This is a genomic window from Flavobacterium granuli, from assembly GCF_900129705.1.
GTDB classification, from domain to species: domain Bacteria; phylum Bacteroidota; class Bacteroidia; order Flavobacteriales; family Flavobacteriaceae; genus Flavobacterium; species Flavobacterium granuli.
Genome location: NZ_FQWO01000013.1, coordinates 93,326 through 116,781 on the forward strand (window position 1 = coordinate 93,326; position 23,456 = coordinate 116,781).

At 35.5% G+C, this 23,456-nt stretch carries 16 protein-coding genes and 2 pseudogenes; 7 read left to right on the forward strand and 11 right to left on the reverse strand.

Annotation, left to right across the window (positions count from 1 at the left end):
* Positions 1-45: 45 nt before the first annotated feature.
* From BUB25_RS14700 to BUB25_RS14710, 3 genes and pseudogenes are all read right to left on the reverse strand, one after another.
* Positions 46-276 carry a hypothetical protein gene (locus BUB25_RS14700; RefSeq protein WP_211297029.1) on the reverse strand — a complete coding sequence of 77 codons (231 nt, stop codon included), beginning with the start codon at positions 274-276 and terminating at the stop codon, positions 46-48.
* Between the two features lie 49 nt (positions 277-325).
* A complete protein-coding gene (locus BUB25_RS14705; RefSeq protein ID WP_072945642.1) occupies positions 326-616 on the reverse strand; it encodes a helix-turn-helix domain-containing protein in 291 nt (96 codons plus the stop codon).
* 94 nt (positions 617-710) lie between these two features.
* A pseudogene (locus BUB25_RS14710) lies at positions 711-2,081 on the reverse strand (TraM recognition domain-containing protein); the annotation flags it as partial.
* 56 nt (positions 2,082-2,137) lie between these two features.
* On the opposite strand from BUB25_RS14710, the pseudogene BUB25_RS14715 reads away from it, so the two are divergent.
* From BUB25_RS14715 to BUB25_RS14725, 3 genes and pseudogenes are all read left to right on the forward strand, one after another.
* Positions 2,138-2,802 (forward strand): annotated as a pseudogene (locus BUB25_RS14715) (IS6 family transposase).
* Between the two features lie 86 nt (positions 2,803-2,888).
* On the forward strand, positions 2,889-7,217 hold the full coding sequence (locus BUB25_RS14720; RefSeq protein WP_072945644.1) for an MBG domain-containing protein: 4,329 nt from the start codon (positions 2,889-2,891) through the stop codon (positions 7,215-7,217).
* Between the two features lie 70 nt (positions 7,218-7,287).
* Positions 7,288-8,121, forward strand: coding sequence for an outer membrane beta-barrel protein (locus BUB25_RS14725; RefSeq protein WP_072945646.1), 834 nt, complete (start codon positions 7,288-7,290; stop codon positions 8,119-8,121).
* A 990-nt stretch (positions 8,122-9,111) separates the two neighbouring features.
* Here the strand turns inward: BUB25_RS14725 and BUB25_RS14730 are convergent.
* The 3 genes from BUB25_RS14730 to mnmE all read right to left on the reverse strand — a co-directional run bounded on the left by BUB25_RS14730 (position 9,112) and on the right by mnmE (position 12,447).
* Entirely contained in the window at positions 9,112-10,254 is a 1,143-nt protein-coding gene (locus BUB25_RS14730) for a tyrosine-type recombinase/integrase (protein ID WP_072945648.1), read from the reverse strand.
* Positions 10,251-10,814, reverse strand: coding sequence for a helix-turn-helix domain-containing protein (locus BUB25_RS14735; RefSeq protein WP_072945698.1), 564 nt, complete (start codon positions 10,812-10,814; stop codon positions 10,251-10,253). Before BUB25_RS14735 ends, BUB25_RS14730 begins: the two co-directional genes overlap by 4 nt.
* Before the next feature lie 232 nt (positions 10,815-11,046).
* The gene (gene mnmE / locus BUB25_RS14740) at positions 11,047-12,447 is read right to left on the reverse strand and encodes a tRNA uridine-5-carboxymethylaminomethyl(34) synthesis GTPase MnmE (RefSeq protein ID WP_072945649.1); all 1,401 of its coding nucleotides are present in this window, start codon (positions 12,445-12,447) and stop codon (positions 11,047-11,049) included.
* Between the two features lie 703 nt (positions 12,448-13,150).
* Here mnmE and BUB25_RS14745 point away from each other — a divergent pair.
* Positions 13,151-13,984, forward strand: a complete 834-nt coding sequence (locus BUB25_RS14745; RefSeq protein WP_072945651.1) for a universal stress protein — start codon at positions 13,151-13,153, stop codon at positions 13,982-13,984.
* Positions 13,985-14,309: 325 nt separating this feature from the next.
* Positions 14,310-16,082: a MutS-related protein gene (locus BUB25_RS14750; protein WP_072945653.1), complete on the forward strand. Its 1,773-nt coding sequence runs from the start codon at positions 14,310-14,312 to the stop codon at positions 16,080-16,082.
* 192 nt (positions 16,083-16,274) lie between these two features.
* Here the strand turns inward: BUB25_RS14750 and dnaN are convergent, their stop codons facing one another.
* The 5 genes from dnaN to BUB25_RS14775 form a co-directional block, all read right to left on the reverse strand.
* On the reverse strand, positions 16,275-17,393 hold the full coding sequence (gene dnaN, locus BUB25_RS14755) for a DNA polymerase III subunit beta (protein ID WP_072945654.1): 1,119 nt from the start codon (positions 17,391-17,393) through the stop codon (positions 16,275-16,277).
* A 106-nt stretch (positions 17,394-17,499) separates the two neighbouring features.
* Entirely contained in the window at positions 17,500-19,185 is a 1,686-nt protein-coding gene (gene gldG, locus BUB25_RS14760; protein ID WP_072945656.1) for a gliding motility-associated ABC transporter substrate-binding protein GldG, read from the reverse strand.
* Positions 19,185-19,910 (reverse strand): gliding motility-associated ABC transporter permease subunit GldF, encoded by a 726-nt coding sequence (gene gldF / locus BUB25_RS14765; RefSeq protein WP_072945657.1) that lies wholly within the window; start codon positions 19,908-19,910, stop codon positions 19,185-19,187. Before gldF ends, gldG begins: the two co-directional genes overlap by 1 nt.
* Positions 19,911-19,979: 69 nt before the next feature.
* Positions 19,980-20,276 carry a putative quinol monooxygenase gene (locus tag BUB25_RS14770; RefSeq protein ID WP_072945659.1) on the reverse strand — a complete coding sequence of 99 codons (297 nt, stop codon included), beginning with the start codon at positions 20,274-20,276 and terminating at the stop codon, positions 19,980-19,982.
* 56 nt (positions 20,277-20,332) lie between these two features.
* Positions 20,333-21,163 carry an SAM hydrolase/SAM-dependent halogenase family protein gene (locus BUB25_RS14775; RefSeq protein ID WP_072945661.1) on the reverse strand — a complete coding sequence of 277 codons (831 nt, stop codon included), beginning with the start codon at positions 21,161-21,163 and terminating at the stop codon, positions 20,333-20,335.
* A gap of 195 nt (positions 21,164-21,358) precedes the next feature.
* Between BUB25_RS14775 and BUB25_RS14780 the strand changes: the two genes are divergently transcribed.
* Together BUB25_RS14780 and BUB25_RS14785 are read left to right on the forward strand one after the other, a co-directional pair.
* Complete coding sequence (locus BUB25_RS14780) at positions 21,359-22,309, forward strand: PhoH family protein (protein WP_072945662.1); 951 nt, start codon at positions 21,359-21,361, stop codon at positions 22,307-22,309.
* 206 nt (positions 22,310-22,515) lie between these two features.
* Positions 22,516-23,346 (forward strand): Cof-type HAD-IIB family hydrolase, encoded by an 831-nt coding sequence (locus BUB25_RS14785; RefSeq protein ID WP_072945664.1) that lies wholly within the window; start codon positions 22,516-22,518, stop codon positions 23,344-23,346.
* The last annotated feature ends 110 nt before the right edge of the window (positions 23,347-23,456 follow it).

Consider the following 23,456-nt stretch of genomic DNA (forward strand, 5'->3'; position numbering starts at 1 on the left):
ACGAACTATTAACAGAAAAAAGTAAAAGGCTTTATTAGCGTCAAGCTAAAAAATGCCAAAGTTCTCTTTTTGGTTCGGGTATTGTGGACCACCATATAATTGGATGTTTGGATCCAAAAGGAATTTTTGTTCTGTTTTGAGCCAGTTTATATCGTATTCAAAATTAAATGCTTTTTTACCTTTGGCTTGTTGTGCAGATAAGACACCTATTAGTTTAGGTTCCTGCATTTCTTGCCAATGGGCGTAAACGTAGATGTCGGTTTTACTTTGTGACAAGTTTTTTGTTTTGAATTAGTGATCAGTTTAATTTGTTTCTAGCAAGTGATTACTTTAATAGGTCAAGGTCTTGAAGTTTTCTTCCTAGTTTGTCGTCAGCAGCTATTTTTAAAAAATCGTCTTGCAAACCTAGTACTTTCAGAACATTAAAATAGGCACCTATTGCCGCACTTGAGTTTCCTTTTTCTATTTGGTATAAAGTGGTTCTAGCAATATCGGCTCTTTCAGCAATTTGTATTGCAGTGAGCTTTCTTCTTTTTCGAGCCAATTTAATATTCTCACCCATTTGCTCTAAAAGGATTTGGTGTTTAGGGAACAAGATTTGCTTTTTTGCGCTCATTTTTGTTAATGTTCATTAATATGAACAAAAAAAGTAAATATGTACATAATAACAAACATTGCATAGAGGTTTCTTCTATTTACGGACATTTATTTCACCCCTCTTGCACCAAATGTTGTAAATCAGGATCGTTTTTAATGCGTTCCAATTCACTTTCTATGATAAGAACAATATCTCGTTTTATCTGTTTATAATTAGCCTCAATTTCGACTTTCATATTATCTTGTCCGTTTTCATCAACGAAAGGTAAAATAACGGGTATCTTTTTATAAGCCTTCGTTTCTGCCGCTACTTTTTCATTGTCTAACACAATTTCAGAATGGAAAATTTTCTGTTCTATGCGTTCGTCAAAGTTATCTGAAACATCTCCCACAAACACACCTTGCGTAAGCGTGGAGACTTTTGATGCTGGTATCAAACTGTCTAGTTGTGTAGATATTGAGGTTGATTTGTCATTTCGATTGATCGTTAGACTCTGGCGTTTCTGTAATACTTTCCCAAACCGTTCGGATAAGTTTTTGGCCGTTACTCCCACAACCTGAGCACTAAAGATGTTGCCCACCGTATTTTGGATGACCTTACTTTCTTTAACACCATAATCACGTGTCAATTGCGAATAATCTTGAAATCCAAAACATACCGCTACTTTATTGCTTCTAGCTGTGGCAATCAAATTATCTAATCCTCTAAAATAGATAGTTGGCAACTCATCAATTATCACCGAACTTTTTAGTTTACCTTTCTTATTGATTAGTTTAATAATTCTCGAATTGTACAAACCCAAGGCAGCAGAGTAAATATTTTGTCTATCGGGATTGTTTCCCACGCAAAGAATTTTAGGTTCATCCGGATTATTGATGTCCAAAGAAAAGTCATCTCCAGTCATCACCCAATAGAGTTGAGGTGAAATCATTCGAGACAAAGGGATTTTTGCGGAAGCGATTTGTCCTTGCAATTAATCTTGTGCGCCACCTTGCCAAGCATCTATAAACGGAGATAAATAGTTCTCGAGATCCGGGTAGGAAGTAAGGATGGTAAAAGCATCAACATATTTCTTGCTGAGCAATTCAATGGCATGTGGAAATGTACAGAACTTTCCATTATCGTAAATCTTTAGAAACCAGATAATAGCGGCTAGTAATATAATGGGAGATTCCACAAAGAAATCGCCTTGTTTTTGTATCCAACTCCGGTTAAGATTCAACATAATGGTATAGGCAGATTCGTAAGCATCTGAGATGTCTGTCATAAAATCTGGGTTGATGGGATTGCAACGATGACTTCTGCTAGTATCGTCAAAGTTGATAATGTAGAATTCTGGTTTAACGGTATACTTATCCGAATGTTTTAATAAGTGATTGTACGCAATGGTAGAAAGATCATCGAATTTGAAATCATAGATGTACATCGAAAATCCTTTTTCAATATGCTGTTTGATATAGTTGTTTATAATAGCGTAACTTTGGTTCTGTCGCATCTATAACTAAGTTTTATCTTTGCCTTTTTTAAATTCTTAAACTTATGAATACGAAAGGTCATTGCTATCCGAAGTCTATTATACTGCAGGCAGTATATTTTAAGCTTAGATTTACATTAAGCTATCGGGATGTTGAAGAGATCATGAAAATGTGAGGAGTTCATGTTGATCATGCCACGATCCAACGCTGGGTTTTTAAATTTGTCCCATTGCTTGAATCACAGATGAAAAAAGGAAGAGCAGAGTTGGAGTCAGCTGGAGAATGGATGAAACCTATATAAAAGTTAAAGGTATTTGGTGTTATTTATATCGTGCTGTTGATAAATTGGGCAATACAGTGGATTTTCTTTTGACCAGAAGAAGAAAGAGAATAAGTGCCCAGTCATTTCTAATTAAGGCAGTAAATAATAACTGTCGGCCAACAGTAATAAATATAGACAAAAGCGGCTCGAACACCAGCGCAATAAGAGTTTACAACAAACGCTCTTTTTCTAATATAAAAATTCGGCAATGTAAATATCTAAACAATATCATAGAGCAGGACTATCGTTTTATAAAATGGAGAATACAAAATGGACTAGGTTTCAAAAGTTTTGAATCTGCCAAAAGAACTCTGGGAGGAATTGAAGTAGTACATATGTTAAGAAAGCATCAGATATTTAAGTCAGGGACAAGTATGTTTAAATCATTTTGTAAATTGGCGGGCTAACTTTTAAATTCTTATATTTGATGCTGACAGATGCGACAGAACCAGCAATACAGCTTATAATACAATCAATATAAATATCCTTTCAAATGAAAAAAAAGTTACTTCTAGTATTAATTTGGTTTCTATCATTGGGCTACGTTTGGGCACAGTCAACAGAAACTTTTGAAACCGAGAGTGTTGGATCAACCAGCTTTACCGATAGTGGTAAGGTATTCAATATTACCAGTCAGGCCCCTGCTATTTTTGATGTTTTCCTTTATTCGGGAGGAGGATGGAACGGTACCTCGATTGATAACCGATTTATAGACAACACTGGTGCAACCTACTTTAATACACCAGTGCAATTTACGATTTCCGCCAACGGCGGTTCTGCCTTTACATTGAATAGCTTATATCTGTTCTTGGCAAAATCAGATCTTGGACTTAATGTTTCCGGAACACTGACCATTACAGGAAAGCTTGGCGGGGCTGTGCAATTTACCGCCGCGGCAAGCTCACCTTTCAACACCAGTATGGGGGTCAACAATGGTTTTACCTTAATCAATATGGTGAATTTTGGAGGTGCCAACAATTCCAATACCTCCATAGATCAGTTTGTAATCACAACAACAGGGAATATCGCCTATGTGTCATTGGATGCCATGAAATGGCAGTGTCCCTCGGTTACTGTCACCCCAGTTGCCCAAACAAATATCGCCTGTAAAGATAATGCCACTGGCACTGCCACAGTAAGTGCTTCTGGAGGAAATGGGTTCGTATACGATTGGACACCAGGTAATCCTGCTGGTGATGGAACAGCCACTGCTATAGGACTTTCTGCTGGTACGTGGACGTGTACTGTTACCAATTCCTGTGGTTTGTCAAGTGCTACATCTTTTACAATTACCCAGCCAACACAGCTTGTGGCTTCTGCTTCTGCACAGACCAACATCGCCTGCAATGGTGGTTCCAACGGTTCGGCTACAGTGTCGGCTACAGGTGGAACACCAGCTTACACCTATTCATGGGCACCTTCGGGAGGTACCGCAGCAACGGCTACGGGACTTACAGCTGGTACCTATACCGTAACGGTAACGGATGCCAACGGATGTGAGGCTATGCAATCGTTCACGATCACTCAGCCAATACAGCTTGTGGCTTCTGCTTCTGCACAGACCAACATCGCCTGCAATGGTGGTTCCAACGGTTCGGCTACAGTGTCGGCTACAGGTGGAACACCAGCTTATACCTATTCATGGGCACCTTCGGGAGGTACCGCAGCAAAGGCTACGGGACTTACAGCTGGTACCTATACCGTAACGGTAACGGATGCCAACGGATGTGAGGCAATGCAATCGTTCACAATCACACAGCCAACACAGCTTGTGGCTTCTGCTTCTGAACAGACCAACATCGCCTGCAATGGTGGTTCCAACGGTTCGGCTACAGTGTCGGCTACAGGTGGAGCACCAGCTTATACCTATTCATGGGCACCTTCAGGAGGAACAGGAGCAACAGCTTCAGGACTTGCAGCGGGAACTTATAGTGTAACGGTAACAGATGCTAATAGCTGTACAACAACTCAAAGTTTTACTTTAACAGAACCAGCCATTTTAGTTGCTAGTGCAGGATCTCAAACTAATGTTTCTTGTAATAATGGAAGCAACGGATCAGCAACTGTAAACGCAACAGGCGGAACTGGAACATACACTTATTCATGGTCACCTTCAGGAGGAACTGCAGCAACAGCTTCAGGACTTGCGGCAGGAACATATATCGTAACAGTAACAGATGCAAATAGCTGTACAACAACTCAAAGTTTTACTTTAACAGAACCAGCAAGTTTAGTTGCTAACCCAGTAGCTCATACTAATGTTTCCTGTTTTGGAGGTACTAACGGATCAGCAACAGTAAGCGCAACTGGCGGAACTGGAACCTATACCTATGCATGGGCACCTTCTGGCGGAACTGCAGCAACAGCTTCAGGACTTGCTGCGGGAACTTATACAGTAACGGTAACAGACGCCAATAGCTGTACCACAACTCAAAGTTTTACTTTAACAGAACCTTCAGTATTAGTTGCCAGTGCAGGATCTCAAACTAATGTTTCCTGTAATGGAGGTTCTAACGGATCTGCAACGGTTAATGCAACAGGAGGAGCGGGAGGATATACCTATTCATGGTGGCCTTCTGGCGGAACTGCAGCAACAGCTTCAGGATTAATTGCTGGGACTTATACTGTAACGGTAACCGATGCAAACGGATGTACGGCAACTACAAATTATACAATTACCCAACCAGCAGCATTAAATTTTACAACTACAACATTTCCTGGTTATGATTTTAATACTTTGTATAGTCAAAATATTGATGTTATTGGAGGTACAGGAGTTAAAATATTTACAGTTACAACGGGTGATTTACCTTCTGGTTTTATTCTGTCACCATTTGGTACAATAACAGGAACTTCAACTCAGATTGCTGATAGTAATTTTACCGTTACGGTTACAGATGGAAATAGCTGTACAGCTAGTTATGATTTTACTTTAAAATTAAATCAAATTCCAATTACTGTAACAGCAACGGCATCTCAAATCAAAGTGTATGGAGACAATGATCCTGATTTTAGCTATACAGTAACTCCAAACTTATTGCCAGGGGATGGATTCACTGGAACTTTAAGTAGGGCTCCAGGTCAAAATATAGGTAGTTATGCTATAAATGTAGGTAGCCTTTCTGCAGGGTCTAAATATTTAATGACTTTTGTTAGTAAAGATTTTTCTATCACTGCTAAACCAATTACTGTAACTGCAACAGCAAAAAGTAAAACCTATGGCGATGCTGATCCAGCATTGACTTATACTGTTACTCCAGCATTAGTAACAGGGGATAGTTTCAGTGGAGGTCTAAGCAGAGCAACTGGAGAAAGCGTGGGAACTCATGCAATTAATCAAGGGACACTTGCCTTAAATGGAAATTATACTTTGAATTATACAGGTTCCAATTTAACTATTGCTAAGAAAACGATAGCGGTAACTGCAACAGTAAAAAATAAAACCTATGGTGATGCTGATCCAGCATTAACGTATACTTTTGCTCCAGCCTTAGTAACAGGGGATAGTTTCACTGGAAGTCTAAGCAGAGCAATTGGCGAAAATGTGGGAACTTATGTAATTAATCAGGGTACACTTGCTTTAAGTGGAAATTATACTTTGAATTATACAACTGCTAATTTAACTATTGGTAAGAAATCGGTAGCAGTAACAGCAGCAGCTAAGAATAAAAACTATAGTGATGCTGATCCAGCATTAACGTATACTTTTACTCCAGCCTTAGTAACAGGAGATAGTTTCAGTGGAAACCTAAGCAGAACAATTGGTGAAAATGTGGGAACTTATGCAATTAATCAAGGGACACTTGTTTTAAGTGGAAATTATACTTTGAATTATACAACTGCTAGTTTAACTATTGGAAAGAAAACGGTAACGGTAACCGCAACATCGCAAACAAAAGTGTATGGAACAGCTGATCCTGTTTTTACGTATTCCGTTTTGCCAACCTTAGTAAGTGTAGATTTATTTACAGGAGTTTTAACAAGAGCTGCGGGAGAAAATGTAGGTACTTATGCAATTGGAAAAGGATCTTTGAGTGCAGGTGCAAATTATACTATTACATACGTAGATGCTAGTTTTAGTATTACTAAAGCTAATCAGTTGATTACTTGGAATCAAACCTTAGGATTAGGTTGCGATGGAGAAACTACAGCTACTTTAACAGCTACTTCTAGTAGTGGATTAACGGTAAGTTATACTTCTTCTAATGTTAATATTGCAACTGTTTCAAATAGTTTGTTGACTTTCAAGAATTATGGTTCAGCTACTATTACTGCCTCACAAGTTGGAAATAACAATTATAATGCTGCTCCAGTAGTGGTGTTACCTATAGTAGACAGTCAGCCAAATTTAATTAGAAAGCAATTTGAGAACATTCTCTTCTTTGATAATAGTTCTAAAAGTTTTAAATCATACACTTGGTACAAAAATGGAGTCTTGGTTCCAAGTCAAACTAATCAGTATTTTAAAGAAAATGGGGTTTTAAATGGAACTTATTATGCTGTTGCAACAAGATTAGATGGAACGTTTATTACTACTTGTCCGTTAACTTTATCTCCAACAGTAGAAGAGGAATATATCAAATTGGTTCCTAATCCAGTTAAACCTAATGCAAATTATGAACTGCTGACCAATATATCTTCTTCAAAATTACAAAATGCACGTGTTGAAGTGTATAGTGTAGGTGGTTTATTAATGGAGAATAAAACAACTAGTCAAAGTACGGTGACTTTAAAAGCACCTGCTGTTGAAGGGATTTATATTGTAAAGATGACTTTAGCAAATGGGAAGTATTTTACTAAAAACATTCTAGTTAAAAATTAAATAATGAAGAGTATGAAGTCCTCATTTTTTATTAAATGAGGATGGATTATTCTGATGAAAAAAAACAAGTATGAAATTGAATATTAAAAATACAATTGGAATAACCGCTTTTTTAGTTTCACAAGCAATGGTTGCACAGTTTTATGTAGGAGTGCAATCAGGAATTGGAAATATTCAAAGTGATGTTAATGGAACCTCTTCAGGTTATGAACTTGGAGGAGCAATAAAAGTGGGTTATATTTACTCTTTAAGCAATCATATCGGAATTGGTACTGGGATAGAATTTTCTCAGTACAAACAGGATGTTTTCTTAAGCAATTCATCGGCAACGCTCAGTAATTTTGAGGTAGATCCTTCTACTTCTGCTTTTGAATATAGGATTACAGCAAGCAATTATAAAGAAAGACAAAGCTTGCATGCTATTCAAATTCCACTTTTCGTACAGTACAAAACGAATATTAATAAAGGAATTGATTTTAATTTTAGAGCAGGAGCGAAGTACTTTTTACCTGTGAATTATAAAATAAAAGCAACAGCAACTAATGTAAATGGTACAGCTTATTATCCAGATGTTAATTTAACTATTGATGACTTACCAGAGTACGGTTTTGGTAGTCAAAGCAATTATTCAGCATCTGGTGAATACGAAACTAAGGGTATCGTAATGAGTATGTTTGAGTTGGGTTTTACATTTGATATGGGGGCAAAAAACGCCTTGTATGCAGCAATGTTTCTTGAAAATGGGTATGGCTCTATTCTTGATCAAGATAAAGATGAGTCTTACATAGGATATAACCCAACATCAGTTGCGGATAGAAAAGCCAATGGATTGTACAGCACGGATAAAAATGCAAAAATTCGTCCTGTTGCCTTTGGGGTGACATTAGCATGGAATTTTAAATAAATTCATTTTTTTAAATTATAAAAGGTCTTGACTCACAATCAAGACCTTTCTAGGGACTATAAGATATAATGTTTCCAAAAGTTTATTGAAATTCGTTTCAGTAAACTTTTTTTATTTAAGAAAACTCAAAAAAAATGATATCCAACATTTAAAAGCCTCCCAACTGTTAAATTGCAAATACAACAAAGTTTTAGAACTTGTTTATATTGTATCAAAATTAATTTTCCCGTTCCTAAAGTGTGTAATTTTGATGAATTTTTAAGATTTTTTTCACCCTTTAAGGCAATGTCATTAAGTTAAGCATATTTTGTGTCATCTCGACGAAGGAGAAATTACATAACGTAAGCAACTAGTGAGATTCCTCATTCTTCGGAATGACAAAACTATAGGTATTTCCCTTAACTTAATGACATTGCCCTTTAGGGATGGGAAAAGAAAATTTCTTTTTTTATAAATTTAAACATCCGTTTAGATGCAAGAATTCTGTGTTATTATTTAGCTCTAACAATAAATCTGTTTGGGATGCTAACAAAGAGTTAGGCATTGGGTTCAAGTACTAGATAATTGGCACAATACTTTTGATACAATAGCACAGGAATAGGCTTATAGAAAGGCTAATTTGCAGCATTATTTTTCTAAATCTTGCAAAAGCTTCGTAGGTGTTACTAATAAATCTGGAAACCTCTAAAGTCATTTCATTTTGAAGGTTTTTTGTTTTGAAAAGTATTTGTCTGTTTTGGCAACTAGATTTACTAATCCAGTTGATTTTCACCGCCCTTAAGAACAACTCTTAGTTGGTTTTAAAAAGACAATGCAGTTCCTAGAGGAAAACTGCATTGTTATTTTTAACGACTCTAATATTGATAATTGATTTGCATCCAAGGGGATTGCACGCCATTTTTGAGGTAGTAATCCAACCATTCTTCCATTTTTAGGGTCAAGTCTTTAGTAGAGAATTCATTTTTCTTTTTTAACTAGCATTAAAAAATGTTATTTAAATGAAATTTTATTAATTGTTTCTCTTTTTTTCTCGTCGATGATTTTTGTATATATCTGCGTTGTCTTTATGTTTTTGTGACCTAACATTTTCGATACCGTAAAAATGTCGGTACCTGCCGCCATTTGCAATGTTGCGTATGTATGACGAAAGCAGTGAAACGTAATATGTTTTTCAATTGATGCGTCTTTAACCCAAATAGGCAGTAAACGGTCTACATCCCATTTTTTTAAATTATAAAAAACTCTCTTAATTTGTGCCTCTTTTTCACCTAGGAGCTCGAACGCTTCTTGAGAAATAGGAAGGGTTACCGGTCTATCAGTTTTTTGTTGCTTAAATCTTATGTAATATCCTTCACTTTTACTATACTGCACTTCTTCCCATGTAAGTTTTGATATATCGGAATAGCGCATGCCTGTGAGCAGAGAAAAAAGACTGATACGTTTGACAATTTCCTTTTTACAAGGGGTTTTAAATAGCCTTACAGCTTCTTCCATGGTTAGAAAATTCCTTTGAGACTCTTGTTCCTTTATGCTTTCAATTGCAGCATTGACATCGGTCTGCAGCAATCCTTTTTTGTATGCTTTTCGAAGAGTAGCTTTGATCTTATTGAAATAAGTTAAAGCTGTATTCTGAGCTATAAACTTACCCTTTTTCCTGATACATTTTGCCTTTAAGAGATACTCCCTAAAATCTTCTATAACAGTCACATCGATATCCTGTATCAGTATATCCTCATTCTTAAGAAAATTTTCAAAGTGGATAATGGCATAAGTCCAAATATTACCGTTATTACCCGTTTTTTGCTCTGCAACAAGCTTGATATACTGCAGAAATGATTTTTCGCCAATCTCTTTAAGACGAAGTTGCTCCATCTCAAAAGGATTGTAGATCTGCGGCTTATTTACTTCATTAAACCTATTTGCACAGATAATTTCAGCTTTATATAGATTCTCGGAATTCAAAGCTTTTTCAATAGCACTTTTTGGTTTTGGAACCAAAAATAAACTTAAATACTCCCTGCGGGAAAATTTACGGGCTTTAGTGTTATATATCGGTGGAAAAAAATCAAGATATAATGTTATCCTACCACTTGGAAGGGTTCTTTTTCTTAGCGTAACGTTTATATTTTTCATCTCTCCCCAGCATTAAAAATTATATCAATATCCTGTTTGGCTACACAGGTGAATTTTCCAACGGAATATTTTACTATACCCTGCCGTTGAATCAATAGATAGAGCGCTCCTGAAGAAATATTATACTTCTGTTGAATTTCCGTTATAGTATAGCAATTGTCAAAACCAGGAAATTGCTGTCCAGTTTTCAAGGTTACATCCTGTACAGGAATTGCAAAAAAAGCTTCAAGATCGCATCTGCGGATAACAGTTCGTTTGCCAAACTTTGCAATGTCCAGCTGTCCATTGTTAACTAACCTGTAAAGCGTACTTCTGCTGATTCCAAAAAGAAGGGTTGCCTGAGTAATTTTTAAAAACTCAAGTGGCTTTATTTTTTCTAAATCTGTGTTTAAAAGCTGAACGATCTCGTTATTGCTTTTTTCTACTTTTCCTTTGCGCACCATTGATTTATAACCACGGCTGTTGCAAATGTGCGAACAATACCGTGTACGCGTTGTTCTGGCTGTGAACTGTTTTTTGCAGTGCTCACAAATTCTGATAACCTCAATGTTAGAACTCATAATGTGACTAATTTTGTGTCCCATTGTGTCTATGTGTGTCTCTGTGTGTCATAATTTCGCCAAAGAAAAATCCAATAAGGAAAATTATTTTCGTGGTACAATAATGGTACAAAAAGGAACAAACTATCTGCAAATAAAGCTAAATAAACAGAAAGAAGAATCCCAGTTAAAATGCCTTTTTATGACATTTTAACTGGGATTCTTTGTTTTATTTAGTGATGTTTTGTGAAACCTATTTTCCGATGCAGAAATTAGCAAAAATATTACCAAGTAATTCATCATTAGTCACTTGTCCGGTAATCATCCCAAAATGGTATAAAGCTTCGCGAATATCCAAAGCCATGAGGTCACTGGAAAGACCGGTTTCAAGGCCGTATTTTACCTTGCTTATTTCATCCAATGCCTTTAGTAAAGAATCATAATGTCTGGTATTGGTGACAATGGTTTCGTTGTTGCGCAATGCTCCTGTATTCACAAAAGAGAGCAATTCATTTTTTAAATCCTCAACACCAATTTTTTCTTTGGCAGAAATTAATAAAAGTTTTGCATTTAAGTTTTCTAACTTATTAGTGATATTTGAAACTTCTTCAACAGACAAAATATCTTTTTTATTGACAACAATAAGCAAAGGTTTTAGAGGATATTTATTTTTGATTTGTTCAATTTCTGAAATGAATGACGAACTTGAAACTTGAAACTTGAAACCATCAAACAAATAAATTACCACTTGTGCTTGCTCTATTTTTTCGAAAGTTTTCTTGATGCCAATGCTTTCTACTACATCTTGGGTTTCTCGAATCCCCGCCGTGTCTATAAATCGAAAACCAATACCACCAATGACCAATTCGTCTTCAATAGTATCACGCGTTGTTCCGGCAATTTCCGAAACAATGGCCCGTTCCTCATTCAATAAGGCGTTCAAAAGGGTTGATTTCCCCACATTGGGTTCGCCCACAATAGCCACGGGAATTCCGTTTTTTATTACATTTCCTACGGCAAAGGAATCAATTAATCTTTTTAAGACAAATTCAATGCGGTTCAATAATTCATGAAACTGAGTTCTGTCGGCAAATTCTACGTCTTCCTCGGCAAAATCCAATTCCAATTCAATTAAGGAAGCAAAATTCAACAATTCCTCGCGCAATTTGGCTATTTCATTCGAAAAACCACCACGCATTTGCTGCATCGCAATTTGGTGCGAAGCTTCATTATCAGACGAAATCAAATCGGCTACGGCTTCGGCTTGTGATAAATCGAGTTTTCCATTTAGAAATGCTCTGAGTGTAAATTCTCCTGCATTGGCCATACGGCAGCCTTTTCGAAGCAATAACTGAATGATTTGTTGCTGGATATAAGTAGAACCATGACAGGAAATTTCAATCGTATTCTCGCCCGTATAAGAGTTTGGACCTTTAAAGAGAGAAACCAATACTTCGTCTAAAGTTTTCGAATCATCTACAATATGCCCCAGATGTAAAGTATGTGTTTTCTGCTTGCTTAAATCTTTGTTTTTAATGGATTTAAAAACACTGTTGCCAATGGCAATCGCATCTTGACCTGAAATTCGTATGACAGCAATTGCTCCCGCACCCGAAGGCGTTGCCAGCGCTACTATGGAATCGTTATATAACATATTTTTTATTCTAAGTGGCAAAGGTACTAAATCTAAATAAGTATAGCCGTTGACTGTAAATATTAAAAACCTCAGTTCGAGCTAAAATTTTTATTCAAAAAAAGCAATATTAAATGACATTTTATACTTGTTCTAATCATATCTCAAATTACTGTTATTTCGAAGTTTTAATTGACCTTAGCTTCTGCTCACAACTTCTCATCCCGCCCTTAAATTAAAAACGTCAAAAAACAACGATAAAAACGACGTGGCAGCAGTCCGCGAGTTGAGGACGAAGGACGAACGGCTCGGGCTGCGGAACATAGTTTTGAGGTAGTTTTTAAGTTTTTAATTTTCAGGCAGTGATTTTTTTGTTACTTTTTTCATCAAGGAAAAAAGTAAAGAATCTCTTAATCAACAACAACCATGTAGCCGACGGCTAGACTTGAAATCGAAGATTCTGCGAACACCACTAAAAAAGAAAATAGTAACCTTATTTTTTTTCTTTTAATAAAAACGGCATTGCTAGTGTTTTCAATCGAAAATCAAACCGACGAAAAACTATCATCAAATGCGAATTCCCCTCAACGACTTAAGCATCTAATTTTTATGAACTGCTACTGTTCTTGAAATAAAAAAAAGTGTAAAATACTGATAATTATCATATTAAAGTCTTAACTTTAGATGTAAATTTGATTAGTAATGACTTTTAAATATTTATAAAATGAAACGAATTCTATTTCCAACCGATTTTTCTGAAGTAGCAACTAATGCATTTGTTCATGCTTTGGAATTTGCAAAAATTGTTCAGGGCGAAATTATTCTGTTGCATACATTCGATTTGCCGATATTCGATAATCAGTTTTTTCCCGAAAATTATATGGTTATCTATGAATCAGTAGAACTGTCTCAATTTGATATGTTTAAAGACGAGATACCCAAACTTCGCGCTATAGCCGAGGAGCGCAATCTCGATAAAATAAAAATGAGTCATCGTCTTATGGATGGTGATTTGGTTTTTAATATTAACAAAGCAATCAAAGACGATAAAATTGATTACGTGGTTATGGGAACTGCCGGCGCTTCAGGTTGGTCAGAATTCTTTTCGGGAACCAATACGGGAGCGGTTTTAATGGATGTCAAGGTGCCATTGTTATGCGTTCCTCTCGATGCACAGTTTAAAAAAATCCATACCATAGGCTTTACAACCCGTTTTAGACCAAAAGATAAAAAAGCACTGAAGAAAGTATTGGAAATAGCCAAAATGGCTCATGCTGATTTAAAATGCCTTTATGTGAAAACCGAAAAATCTGATGTTGATAAGGAAACGATTAAAAAATGGGAAGAAGAATTTGCTGATGAACCAATCGAATTTTTTGTGATTGCCAGTGATGAAGTCAAAGAAACCATATTGGATTTTATCTTGTATAAAGAAATTGATATGCTGACCATGCTCACTTATAAAAGAAGCTTTTTTGAAGGATTATTCCATCCCAGTTTGACTAAGAAATTTGCCAACAGTTTTGACGTACCTATTCTGTCGATTCATATAGAGTAGTTTTATAAGAAAATGACAAATGCACAATTAATAATAAATTTTAACCATTAAGAAATTAAGCTTATTAAGTTCTGTTTCATACTATTGCTATGGTGGAGAGGAATAGTACGAAATGCTTCTTTGGTGTATTTTAATGAACTTTTTACTTAGTTTTCATTGCAGTTTAATTTTCTTAATGTCTTAATGGTTTAAAAGTTTCAAAAGATGTATTTTGACGTATCCCCGTTGCTATATTCTAATTTCAAATCAAATAAGCTTTTTCGGGGATTTTTTGAATGTTTATTTACCCCTGTAATCCTATATTTGTATTTCATTTAATTGGAATATGGAAATATATAAAGCAAAAAGCAGAGACTTTTCTGAAGAATTAAGTAAAATCACCAAAAAACACAATACCGTCAGCGTTCTTAGATTGGTCTGTATTGTTTTTTTTATCGGTTCAATCTACTATTATTTCCAGAAGGAGGAAATGATTTTCATTGCTTTGGCAGTAGCTTTTATTGCGGTTTTCATTTTTTTGATGCGTATTCATTCGGACTTGCTTTTTAAAAGAAAATTAAATACGGCACTTTTAGAAGTAAATAAAAACGAAATTTCCTATTTAGAAAGAAAATCAATCCCTTTTGAAAACGGACAGGAATTCAATGATTTTCATCATCCTTATGCCTATGACTTAGATGTATTTGGTGAAAATTCCCTGTTTCAAAATCTGAATAGAACAGCCACCTATATTGGAAAAAAGACATTGGCAAGCCAAGTGTTAAACCTTTTGCCTAATAAGGAAATTTTAGACAATCAACAGGCGGTAAAAGAGCTGACTCAAAAAATAAATTGGCGACAACATTTCTTGGCTTTGGCCAAAATCAGTCAGGATAATCAATCCAGTTACGAGACTTTATTAAAATGGAGTGTTTTTAACAGCAAGCCTTTGTCAAAAATGACGTTGTTTATTTCTTATGTTTCACCAGTTGTTTTTACAGGGTTTGTTTTGGCTTATTTCTGGACCTCTAATGCTGTTTTCCTGTCTCTGATGGCTTATTTGTTTGTCTTTAATTTAGCTTTTCTAGGAAGATTTTTAAAGCGTATTCAAATCGAAATAGCCAATTCATCCAATATTGATCAAATAATCAATCAGTACGGTTTACTGATGCAACAAATAGAAGAGGAGTCATTTGAATCCGAAAAGCTAATGGCATTGCAGGCAAAACTCAAATACAAGAAAGAGAATGCCAGTATCCATTTGAAGCAATTAGCTTCTTTATTTTCTAAAATGGATAGCATAGCCAATCTGTTTACAGCATCCTTATTCAACGGAACTTTTCTTTTTAATATTCACGTTTTAAAGAATTTGATTCAGTGGAAGGCAGATCATGCGCAAGCCTTGGAGGAATGGCTGGACGTCATTGGAGAATTTGAAATGCTGAACAGCCTGGCTAACTTTTCGTATAACAATCCGGACTTTGTCTATCCGGATTTAAACTCCGATTATAAAATTGATTTCTCTAATTTGAGCCATCCGTTGCTGAATTCGAAAAATAGGGTAGGGAATGAGGTCTCTTTTTATCCGCAATCCTATATGATTTTGACGGGGTCCAATATGTCCGGGAAAAGTACTTTTCTGCGCAGTTTAGGGATAAATATGGTTTTGTCAGGCATGGGCTCGGTAGTTTGTGCCAGCCAAGCCAATGTGCATCCGTTGCCGGTTTTAGTTTCCATGCGATTATCAGATTCCTTATCGGATAGTGAATCCTATTTTTTTGCCGAAATAAAGCGTTTGAAACAAATTATGGATGAACTGGAAGGAAGACCTGCTTTTGTCTTATTAGATGAGATTTTAAGAGGAACAAATTCAGATGATAAACGCAATGGGACCATTGAAGTTGTTAAAAAAGTCATTGGTAAAAAGGCGATTGGCGCCATTGCAACCCATGATATTGAGGTTTGCTTGACCACAAATGAATTTCCGGATCAGCTAATCAACAAATGTTTCGAAGTCGAAATTCAAAATGAAGAACTGTATTTTGATTACAAACTTCGCGACGGGATTTGCAAAAACAAAAGCGCTACCTTCTTGATGAAAAAAATGGGAGTGATTTAAGGAAGAAGTCCCTGCTAATCAGTAATCAGTTTTCGATTACTTTCGAACAAAAAAAAACCGCATATCCTCTTCAGGAAATAGCGGTTTTTTTCAATATAAAAAATGGTTTGGTTAATAGCGTATTTTGAAATACAATGATAAGTATAATATGTTAATTAACAAATAAAACTTAATAAAAATATTAACTTTTTGTTAACTATTCAACATTACTGGCATTACCAGCATGGTAACGGTTTCACCTTCTTCTAGTCCATCTACAGGAGTTAGGATTCCGGCTCTGTTAGGTAATGACATTTCTAGCATAATCATATCCGACTGTAAATTAGTCAACATCTCAGTAAGAAAACGAGAGTTGTAACCTATTTGCATATCGTCGCCTTGGTAATCACAAGTCAATCTTTCTTCGGCCTTGTTTGAATAATCAATATCTTCGGCAGAAACATTCAACTCAGCACCGGCAATTTTCAAACGGATTTGGTGGGTCGTTTTGTTGGAGAAAATAGCCACACGACGCACAGAACTCAAAAATTGAGAACGGTCAATCATTAATTTATTTGGATTCTCTTTTGGAATAACCGCTTCGTAGTTAGGATATTTTCCATCGATCAAACGACACATTAAAATGTAATTATCAAAAGAGAAAGTAGCATTCGAATCATTATATTCAATCTTTACTTCAGCATCCGAAGTAGAAAGGATATTTTTTAAAATAGTCAATGGTTTCTTTGGCATGATAAAATCAGCAACCTGAGAAGCCTTTACATCTGTACGGGCATATTTTACTAATTTGTGTGCATCTGTTGCCACAAAGGTTAGACCTTCAGGTGAAAATTGGAAAAATACGCCTGACATTACAGGACGTAAATCATCATTACCGGCAGCAAAAATAGTTTTGCTAATCGCAGTCGCCAATACATCGGCAGGAACTAAGGTTACAGACGGTTCTTCTAAATTCACCGCTTTTGGGAATTCTTCTCCTGGAGCGTAAGCTAGCGCATATTTACCAGAATTTGAACTGATTTCAATTGTATTGTTTTCTTCAACAGTAAAAGTTAAGGGCTGTTCAGGGAAAGTCTTAAGGATTTCCAAAAGTAATTTTGCCGGTACCGCAACACTTCCTTTACTGGTAGAGTCAATGGATAAGGTGGCAGACATAGTAGTCTCTAAATCTGATGCCGATACCGTCAATTCATTGTGGTCCAATTCAAATAGAAAGTTGTCCAAAATAGGCAAAGTATTGCTACTGTTGATAACGCTACCTAAAACTTGTAATTGTTTTAATAAGTATGAACTCGATACTATAAATTTCATCTGTTTTATTTTATTTTTTTGTGGTATCTATTTTAGTTTGTAAAATAAAATACATTTTACAAATATATCGTAAACTATTCTAGTAAAGAAACTTTTTTATTAACATCTAGCGGCTGTATTTTCGCCTTCTTAAAAATGTAAATACAGTTCCAAAAAGTATTAAAATTAGGATTGGTAGCCCGATAGTTAGGAGTTGAGTTCGAGTATAGTTTTGATAAACTTTTTCTTTATCCAATAAAGGCAAATCAAGATCCTTAGATCGAATGTTAATAAGTCCGCAGTCATCCAATAAATAATTGACACAATTCAAAAGAAAATCTTTATTGTCGTATAAATTCCCAGATCTTTGATCGTATCCCAATTCTACGGGTTGAAAGTTTTTATCGAGTTGGTTTTTTATCAAATCTCCATCCGAGATTACAATCATTTTGTTCTCCATTCCTTTAGCATTGAAGTTTTTTTGTTCAAAAGGCAAAACCCTGTTTTCAAACATAGAATGAAAAGAACCTTCCAATAAAACAGCAAGCGGAATGTTTCCTGTCTTGATATAATGGTTTGGACTGGTTTCTTCGGCAACAATATTCAAATTGACTTCTGAAGGTGTTCCTATTTTTTTAGAATATTGGGATGATTTTAAAAGTACCGTTTTCTTGATTCCGTTTTTCAAAGTGTCAATAGGATTGGCAAAATCAAATTTAATACCGCCTAAATTCTTTACAATAGGATGAGTACTTTCTGGATAGACCAAAGGGGCAAATTTCCAATTGAAATCTTGGTATTGGGTAGCGCTACCTTGTTCGCCAGAAGCCAGTTTTATAGGGCTTCCTTGCTCGTCTTTGACAATGTCAGGATTGATTCTTATTCCATATTTAAAGAACATGTCGTTCAAATTCAAATCTCTAGGAAAAGCTAAGGTGGCACCGGAATTGTTGTAAAGACTATCCATTTCTACCGCAACCTGGTCAATAAGCCAAAGGGTTTTTCCACCATTGAGGATGAACTGGTCCAATACTTGTTTTTCCGTATCGGTGAAGCTTTCTGTAGGCTTGGCAATGATAGCCAAATCATATTTATCCAATGCTTCTAAAGTCGCTGTTGGGCTTTTAGCAACAGAATCTAAGGTAAACGGACCGATATGATAACTTTCTCTAATTTGCAGAAGAAATTTGGCCATCCTAATATCCTGTAGTTCTCCGTTTCCTTTGACTACGGCAATCTTTTTTTGTTTGTCTTTGGTAATCTTATTTAAAGCATCGGCAATAGAATATTCAAGATGCTGAACAGATCCTATAACTTTGTCAGTTGTTGAAGCGCCCATTCGGTTTTTCAACAAAGGAATATTGACTTCCTTATTATTATAAACGGCAGTTGCCCAAGGAAAAACCATGGCTTGAGATTGCTTTCCTTTATCGTCAACAGTGATGTTTATAGGTGTTAGCCCTTTTAAATAAAGCGTTTTAACATTATTCATGCTGTCTTCTTCATTTTCCAGGGGATTGACAAATTCAAATACAATATTCGAATTATAGGCCTGAAATTCTTCTAACAGCTGTTTGGTTTCCTGCTGTAATCTTTTGAATTCAGCCGGTAAATCACCTTGCATATATATTTTTATCGAAAGAGGCTCTTTGACCTGTTTAACAATATTTAAAGAAGTAAGTGAAAGAGTATAGCGTTTGTCTTTGGTTAAATCAAATCGATGAAAAAATTGGGATCCAATACCATTGAGAACCAACAAGAATAGGATGATAAACAATACGTTTTTCAGGTTGTTTTTTTTATGAAATACCATTACAATTTAAAAGATTTAAGTTTATAAACAGTAAACGAAAGAAACAACGTCGTTATACTTACAAAATAAAGAACATCTCTGGTATCAATAACGCCACGGCTCATGCTCTTAAAATGATCCTGCATGCCTACCGCCGAAATTAAGCTCGAAAACGTAGGTAATAAAGAGGCGAGACCTTCAAAGCCAAAATAGAAAAAGAAACATAAAAAAACAGCAACAATAAAGGCCACAATTTGATTCTCAGAAAGAGTAGAGGTAAATATTCCAATGGATGTATAGGCAGAAATTAAGAATAATAATCCAAAATAGGACCCGATAGTACTACCCATATCGATATTGCCTTCTGGCATCCCCAGATTAGAAATGACAATAACATAGATAAATGTTGGAATAATAGCCAATACAATTAATAAGAAGGCGCCAAGAAATTTCCCGTTTACAATTTGCCAAATACTCAATGGTTTAGTAAGTAATAACTCAAGTGTTCCTTGTTTTTTCTCATCCGAAAAACTGCGCATGGTTACGGCAGGAATCAGAAAAATTAAGATCCAGGGCGATAAGGTGAAAAAAGGACTCATATCAGCAAAACCGGTATTTAGTATATTGTATTCTCCTTCAAATACCCAAAGGAATAATCCGTTTAGAATTAGAAATAAGACAATGACCAAATACCCAATAGGCGAACCGAAAAAGGATTTTATTTCTCTTAAAACGATTGATTTCATTTTTTTTATTGTGAATTATAAATTAGGTGTTGTTCGGTTGGCAAGCTGCGACTGAACACTGATTACTGATCACTGCAAACTAGCTAATTTATCCACGCTCCAGGCTTCCGGTTTAGCATTGAACAATTTTTTGGTAAAAGTCCAAACTTCATTAAATAATTCGGATTTTCTGTAATTTTCCAAATCAGCTTCGGTTTCCCAATAACTATAGGTAAAAAAGATGCTTTTATTATTTTTATCCTGATACAGTTCCAGAAAACGATTTCCTGCTGCATTTCGGATTTTCTCTTTAACGGATTCAAAATTTTCCAGGAACGCGGGAATATTTTCTTCGGAGAAACTCATTTTTACTATTCGTACGAACATGTTAGATTTTATATTTATGATTAACGATTGATGATTTTGAGATTTACAGGAATTTTCTAATTCTTAAATTGAATAGAAACGATATCTCTATAATTTAATCCCAATAAACTATTTGCCGAACCTACATTTGAGGGATTACTGCGGAAAACGGCAATTTCCAGAAAACCGGCTTCATTAAAAATGGCTAGTTTTTCACCTTCGTAATTCTTTATCGGATATTTGTCAGAGCTCGCTATCGCTGAGTAATTGGGTAATATGGTTTTGATATTTTTGGTTTTCATCAGGATTTCATAGGGACGGCCTTTGGCCACTTCTAAGAATTGTTTTTTGGAGATATTGGTTACCACGTTTCCTAAATGGTCAATATAAATCACATGTCCTTTGAGCATGTTGTTGTCATCTGAAACCACTGCTTTGAGTTCCGTTATTTGTTTGATGGTGCTGATTTCTTTACCAATGACGTTTAGGGAACCGCCCTTAGCAATGTGACAGGCTACTTTTACAAAAACATCCAAGTCGGTGGCTTCGCTAGGTAAACGGTCATGGATATTGATGGATACGATTTTTTGAGGGACAATTTTTTGCGAAAGCATGCTTAAAATGCCATTATCGGCGGCAATAAAAAAGGAATCATTCCATTGCATGGCAATATGCTGATTTTCCTTATTCAATTCCAAGTCCACACCAATGAGATGAACTGTCCCTTTTGGAAAACTGGAATAAGAAGCGCTAATAATGTAACTGGCTTCAACAGTGTTGAATGGGTCAATATCGTGCGAAATATCGATAATTTGAGCTTCTGAATATTCAGATAGGATTTTCCCTTTTAACGCACCTACAAAGTGGTCTTTCAAGCCGTAATCGGTAGTAAGGGTAATTATTGACATACTTTTGTTTATAACTATTGGTGTAAGCTCAAATTAATTTTCATTAAATTTGAGAAATGCAAAGCTAATAATAGTAAATTCAAAAAAGCAAAAAAGCAAAAACAAATTCTAAACATTAACCAAATAAAACCGAGGTTTAAATCCCAAAATGGATTAATTTTATTGATTGAATAATTAAATATAAAACTACAACTTTTGAACGAAAGAATAATAGAGCTCATAGACATCGCTCCAAAAGAGTTTTGGGGTGCTCAAGACACTCATCTTGAAACCATTAAAAAATATTTTCCAAAATTAAAAATAGTTGCCAGAGGATCAACTTTAAAGGCTTTTGGAGAAAAAGAAATTCTGGACGAGTTCGAAAAACGTTTCCAACGACTAATGTTGCATTTTTCAAGATACAATAGTATTGATAATAATGTCATAGAACGTGTTATTTTAGGTGACGTGCAGGACGACAGAAATATAATCAGTAATGATAAAATTCTGGTTCACGGTGTAGGCGGCAAAATTATCAAAGCCATGACGCCGAACCAGCAATTATTGGTGGATAACATCAATAAGAATGATATGGTTTTTGCCGTAGGTCCTGCCGGTACGGGGAAAACGTATACTGGTGTTGCCATGGCGATAAAAGCGCTGAAAGAAAAACAAGTAAAACGGATTATCCTGACACGTCCTGCTGTTGAAGCGGGAGAGAATCTGGGTTTCCTGCCCGGTGACATGAAAGAAAAACTGGATCCTTATATGCAGCCGCTTTATGATGCCCTGCGCGATATGTTGCCCAATGAAAAACTGGAGGATTATATCTTAAAGGGAATCATACAAATTGCTCCTTTAGCTTTCATGCGCGGAAGAACCTTAGACCATGCTTTTGTAATTTTGGACGAAGCGCAAAATACAACGCATTCCCAGATGAAAATGTTCCTGACCCGTATGGGGAAAAACGCCAAATTCATGGTGACAGGTGATCCGGGTCAGGTCGATTTGCCTCGAAGAACCATTTCAGGACTCAAAGAAGCCTTGCTAGTCTTGAAAGATATTGACGGAATTGGGATAATCTATCTCGATGACAAGGACATTGTTCGTCACCGATTAGTCAAAAAAGTGATTGATGCATATAAGCAAATTGAGAATAACGATTAAAAAACAATTAAACAGATATAAAACATTCGTTTTTATGGAATCTTTTGATAAAGATTCTGTAAAAGCGAATGTTGTTTTGCTGACTTAGTTAATTTATGTTAAATAAAAAGTAAAGTTTTGCTTATTTTCCTCACATTAAGCTGGTTTTTTTGGTTCTCGGAATCCAAAGCGATAAATTTGCAATTCATAAATATTTGATACCCAATATGAATTCAGAATTAAAAAAGATTAAAGTTGTAATCAGCGATTTAGACGGAACATTACTCAACACAGAACATAAAATATCAGAATATACCAAAACTATTTTCAAGAAACTTCACGACGAAAATTATTTAATAATTGTCGCCACAGGTCGCCATCACTTGGATGCGCATTCTATTGTATCACAATTAGATTGTCCGGTTTATTTAGTAACCTCAAATGGTGCACGAATTCATTCGCCTGAAAACGAACTCCTTTTTTCCCTGGATCTGGAAAGTGAGCTTGTGAAATCAGTTTTCGATTTAGAAATGGATCCCGAAATCACGACTGTTTTATTCAAAGAAGAAATTTGGCAAACAAATCACCATAACGAGAAACTGAATGATTTTCAGAAAGAATCAAAGTATTTACCTGAAATAGTTGATTTTAGGTCGTTGGAAGATTTTGGCGGCATAAAATTTTTCTTCACTCATGACAATCATCAAACATTAGTGGATTTGAAAGATAGGATTTTGGAAAATCATTCAGATCATTTCTGTCATGCTTTCAGCTTGCCATTTTGTTTGGAGTTCATGCACAAGTCGGTGGATAAAAGTGTGGCAATTGCCAAAATTTTAGAAAAAGAAGCTTTTACTTTTGAAGAAGCAATCGCTTTTGGAGACGGCTTCAATGATGAAAAAATGTTGCTATCAACCGGAAAAGGGCTGATAATGGGCAATGCGCCGGATAATTTTAAAAATAAATTGTCGCATTTAGAAGTGATAGCGACAAATGAAAAAGATGGAGTTGCAAAGTACTTATCAGAATATGTTTTAAATACTGCTGTTTCTGTTTAACACAATAAAGAAAGACATTCGTTTTAGAACAAAAACGATTCTCCTGACAAAATAGAGAAACATTTTTTTAATAGTTTTCAAAGTGTATTTTTGTGTAAATTTAATCACAC

Coding starts and splice junctions, on each gene's coding strand:
- BUB25_RS14775 (WP_072945661.1), bottom strand. CDS start 21,163: ATGTCAATAATTACCCTTACTACCGATTACGGCTTGAAAGACCACTTT.
- BUB25_RS14745 (WP_072945651.1), top strand. CDS start 13,151: ATGAAACGAATTCTATTTCCAACCGATTTTTCTGAAGTAGCAACTAAT.
- dnaN (WP_072945654.1), bottom strand. CDS start 17,393: ATGAAATTTATAGTATCGAGTTCATACTTATTAAAACAATTACAAGTT.
- BUB25_RS14785 (WP_072945664.1), top strand. CDS start 22,516: ATGAATTCAGAATTAAAAAAGATTAAAGTTGTAATCAGCGATTTAGAC.
- BUB25_RS14735 (WP_072945698.1), bottom strand. CDS start 10,814: ATGAGTTCTAACATTGAGGTTATCAGAATTTGTGAGCACTGCAAAAAA.
- BUB25_RS14750 (WP_072945653.1), top strand. CDS start 14,310: ATGGAAATATATAAAGCAAAAAGCAGAGACTTTTCTGAAGAATTAAGT.
- gldG (WP_072945656.1), bottom strand. CDS start 19,185: ATGGTATTTCATAAAAAAAACAACCTGAAAAACGTATTGTTTATCATC.
- BUB25_RS14730 (WP_072945648.1), bottom strand. CDS start 10,254: ATGAAAAATATAAACGTTACGCTAAGAAAAAGAACCCTTCCAAGTGGT.
- BUB25_RS14705 (WP_072945642.1), bottom strand. CDS start 616: ATGAGCGCAAAAAAGCAAATCTTGTTCCCTAAACACCAAATCCTTTTA.
- mnmE (WP_072945649.1), bottom strand. CDS start 12,447: ATGTTATATAACGATTCCATAGTAGCGCTGGCAACGCCTTCGGGTGCG.
- BUB25_RS14725 (WP_072945646.1), top strand. CDS start 7,288: ATGAAATTGAATATTAAAAATACAATTGGAATAACCGCTTTTTTAGTT.
- BUB25_RS14720 (WP_072945644.1), top strand. CDS start 2,889: ATGAAAAAAAAGTTACTTCTAGTATTAATTTGGTTTCTATCATTGGGC.
- gldF (WP_072945657.1), bottom strand. CDS start 19,910: ATGAAATCAATCGTTTTAAGAGAAATAAAATCCTTTTTCGGTTCGCCT.
- BUB25_RS14770 (WP_072945659.1), bottom strand. CDS start 20,276: ATGTTCGTACGAATAGTAAAAATGAGTTTCTCCGAAGAAAATATTCCC.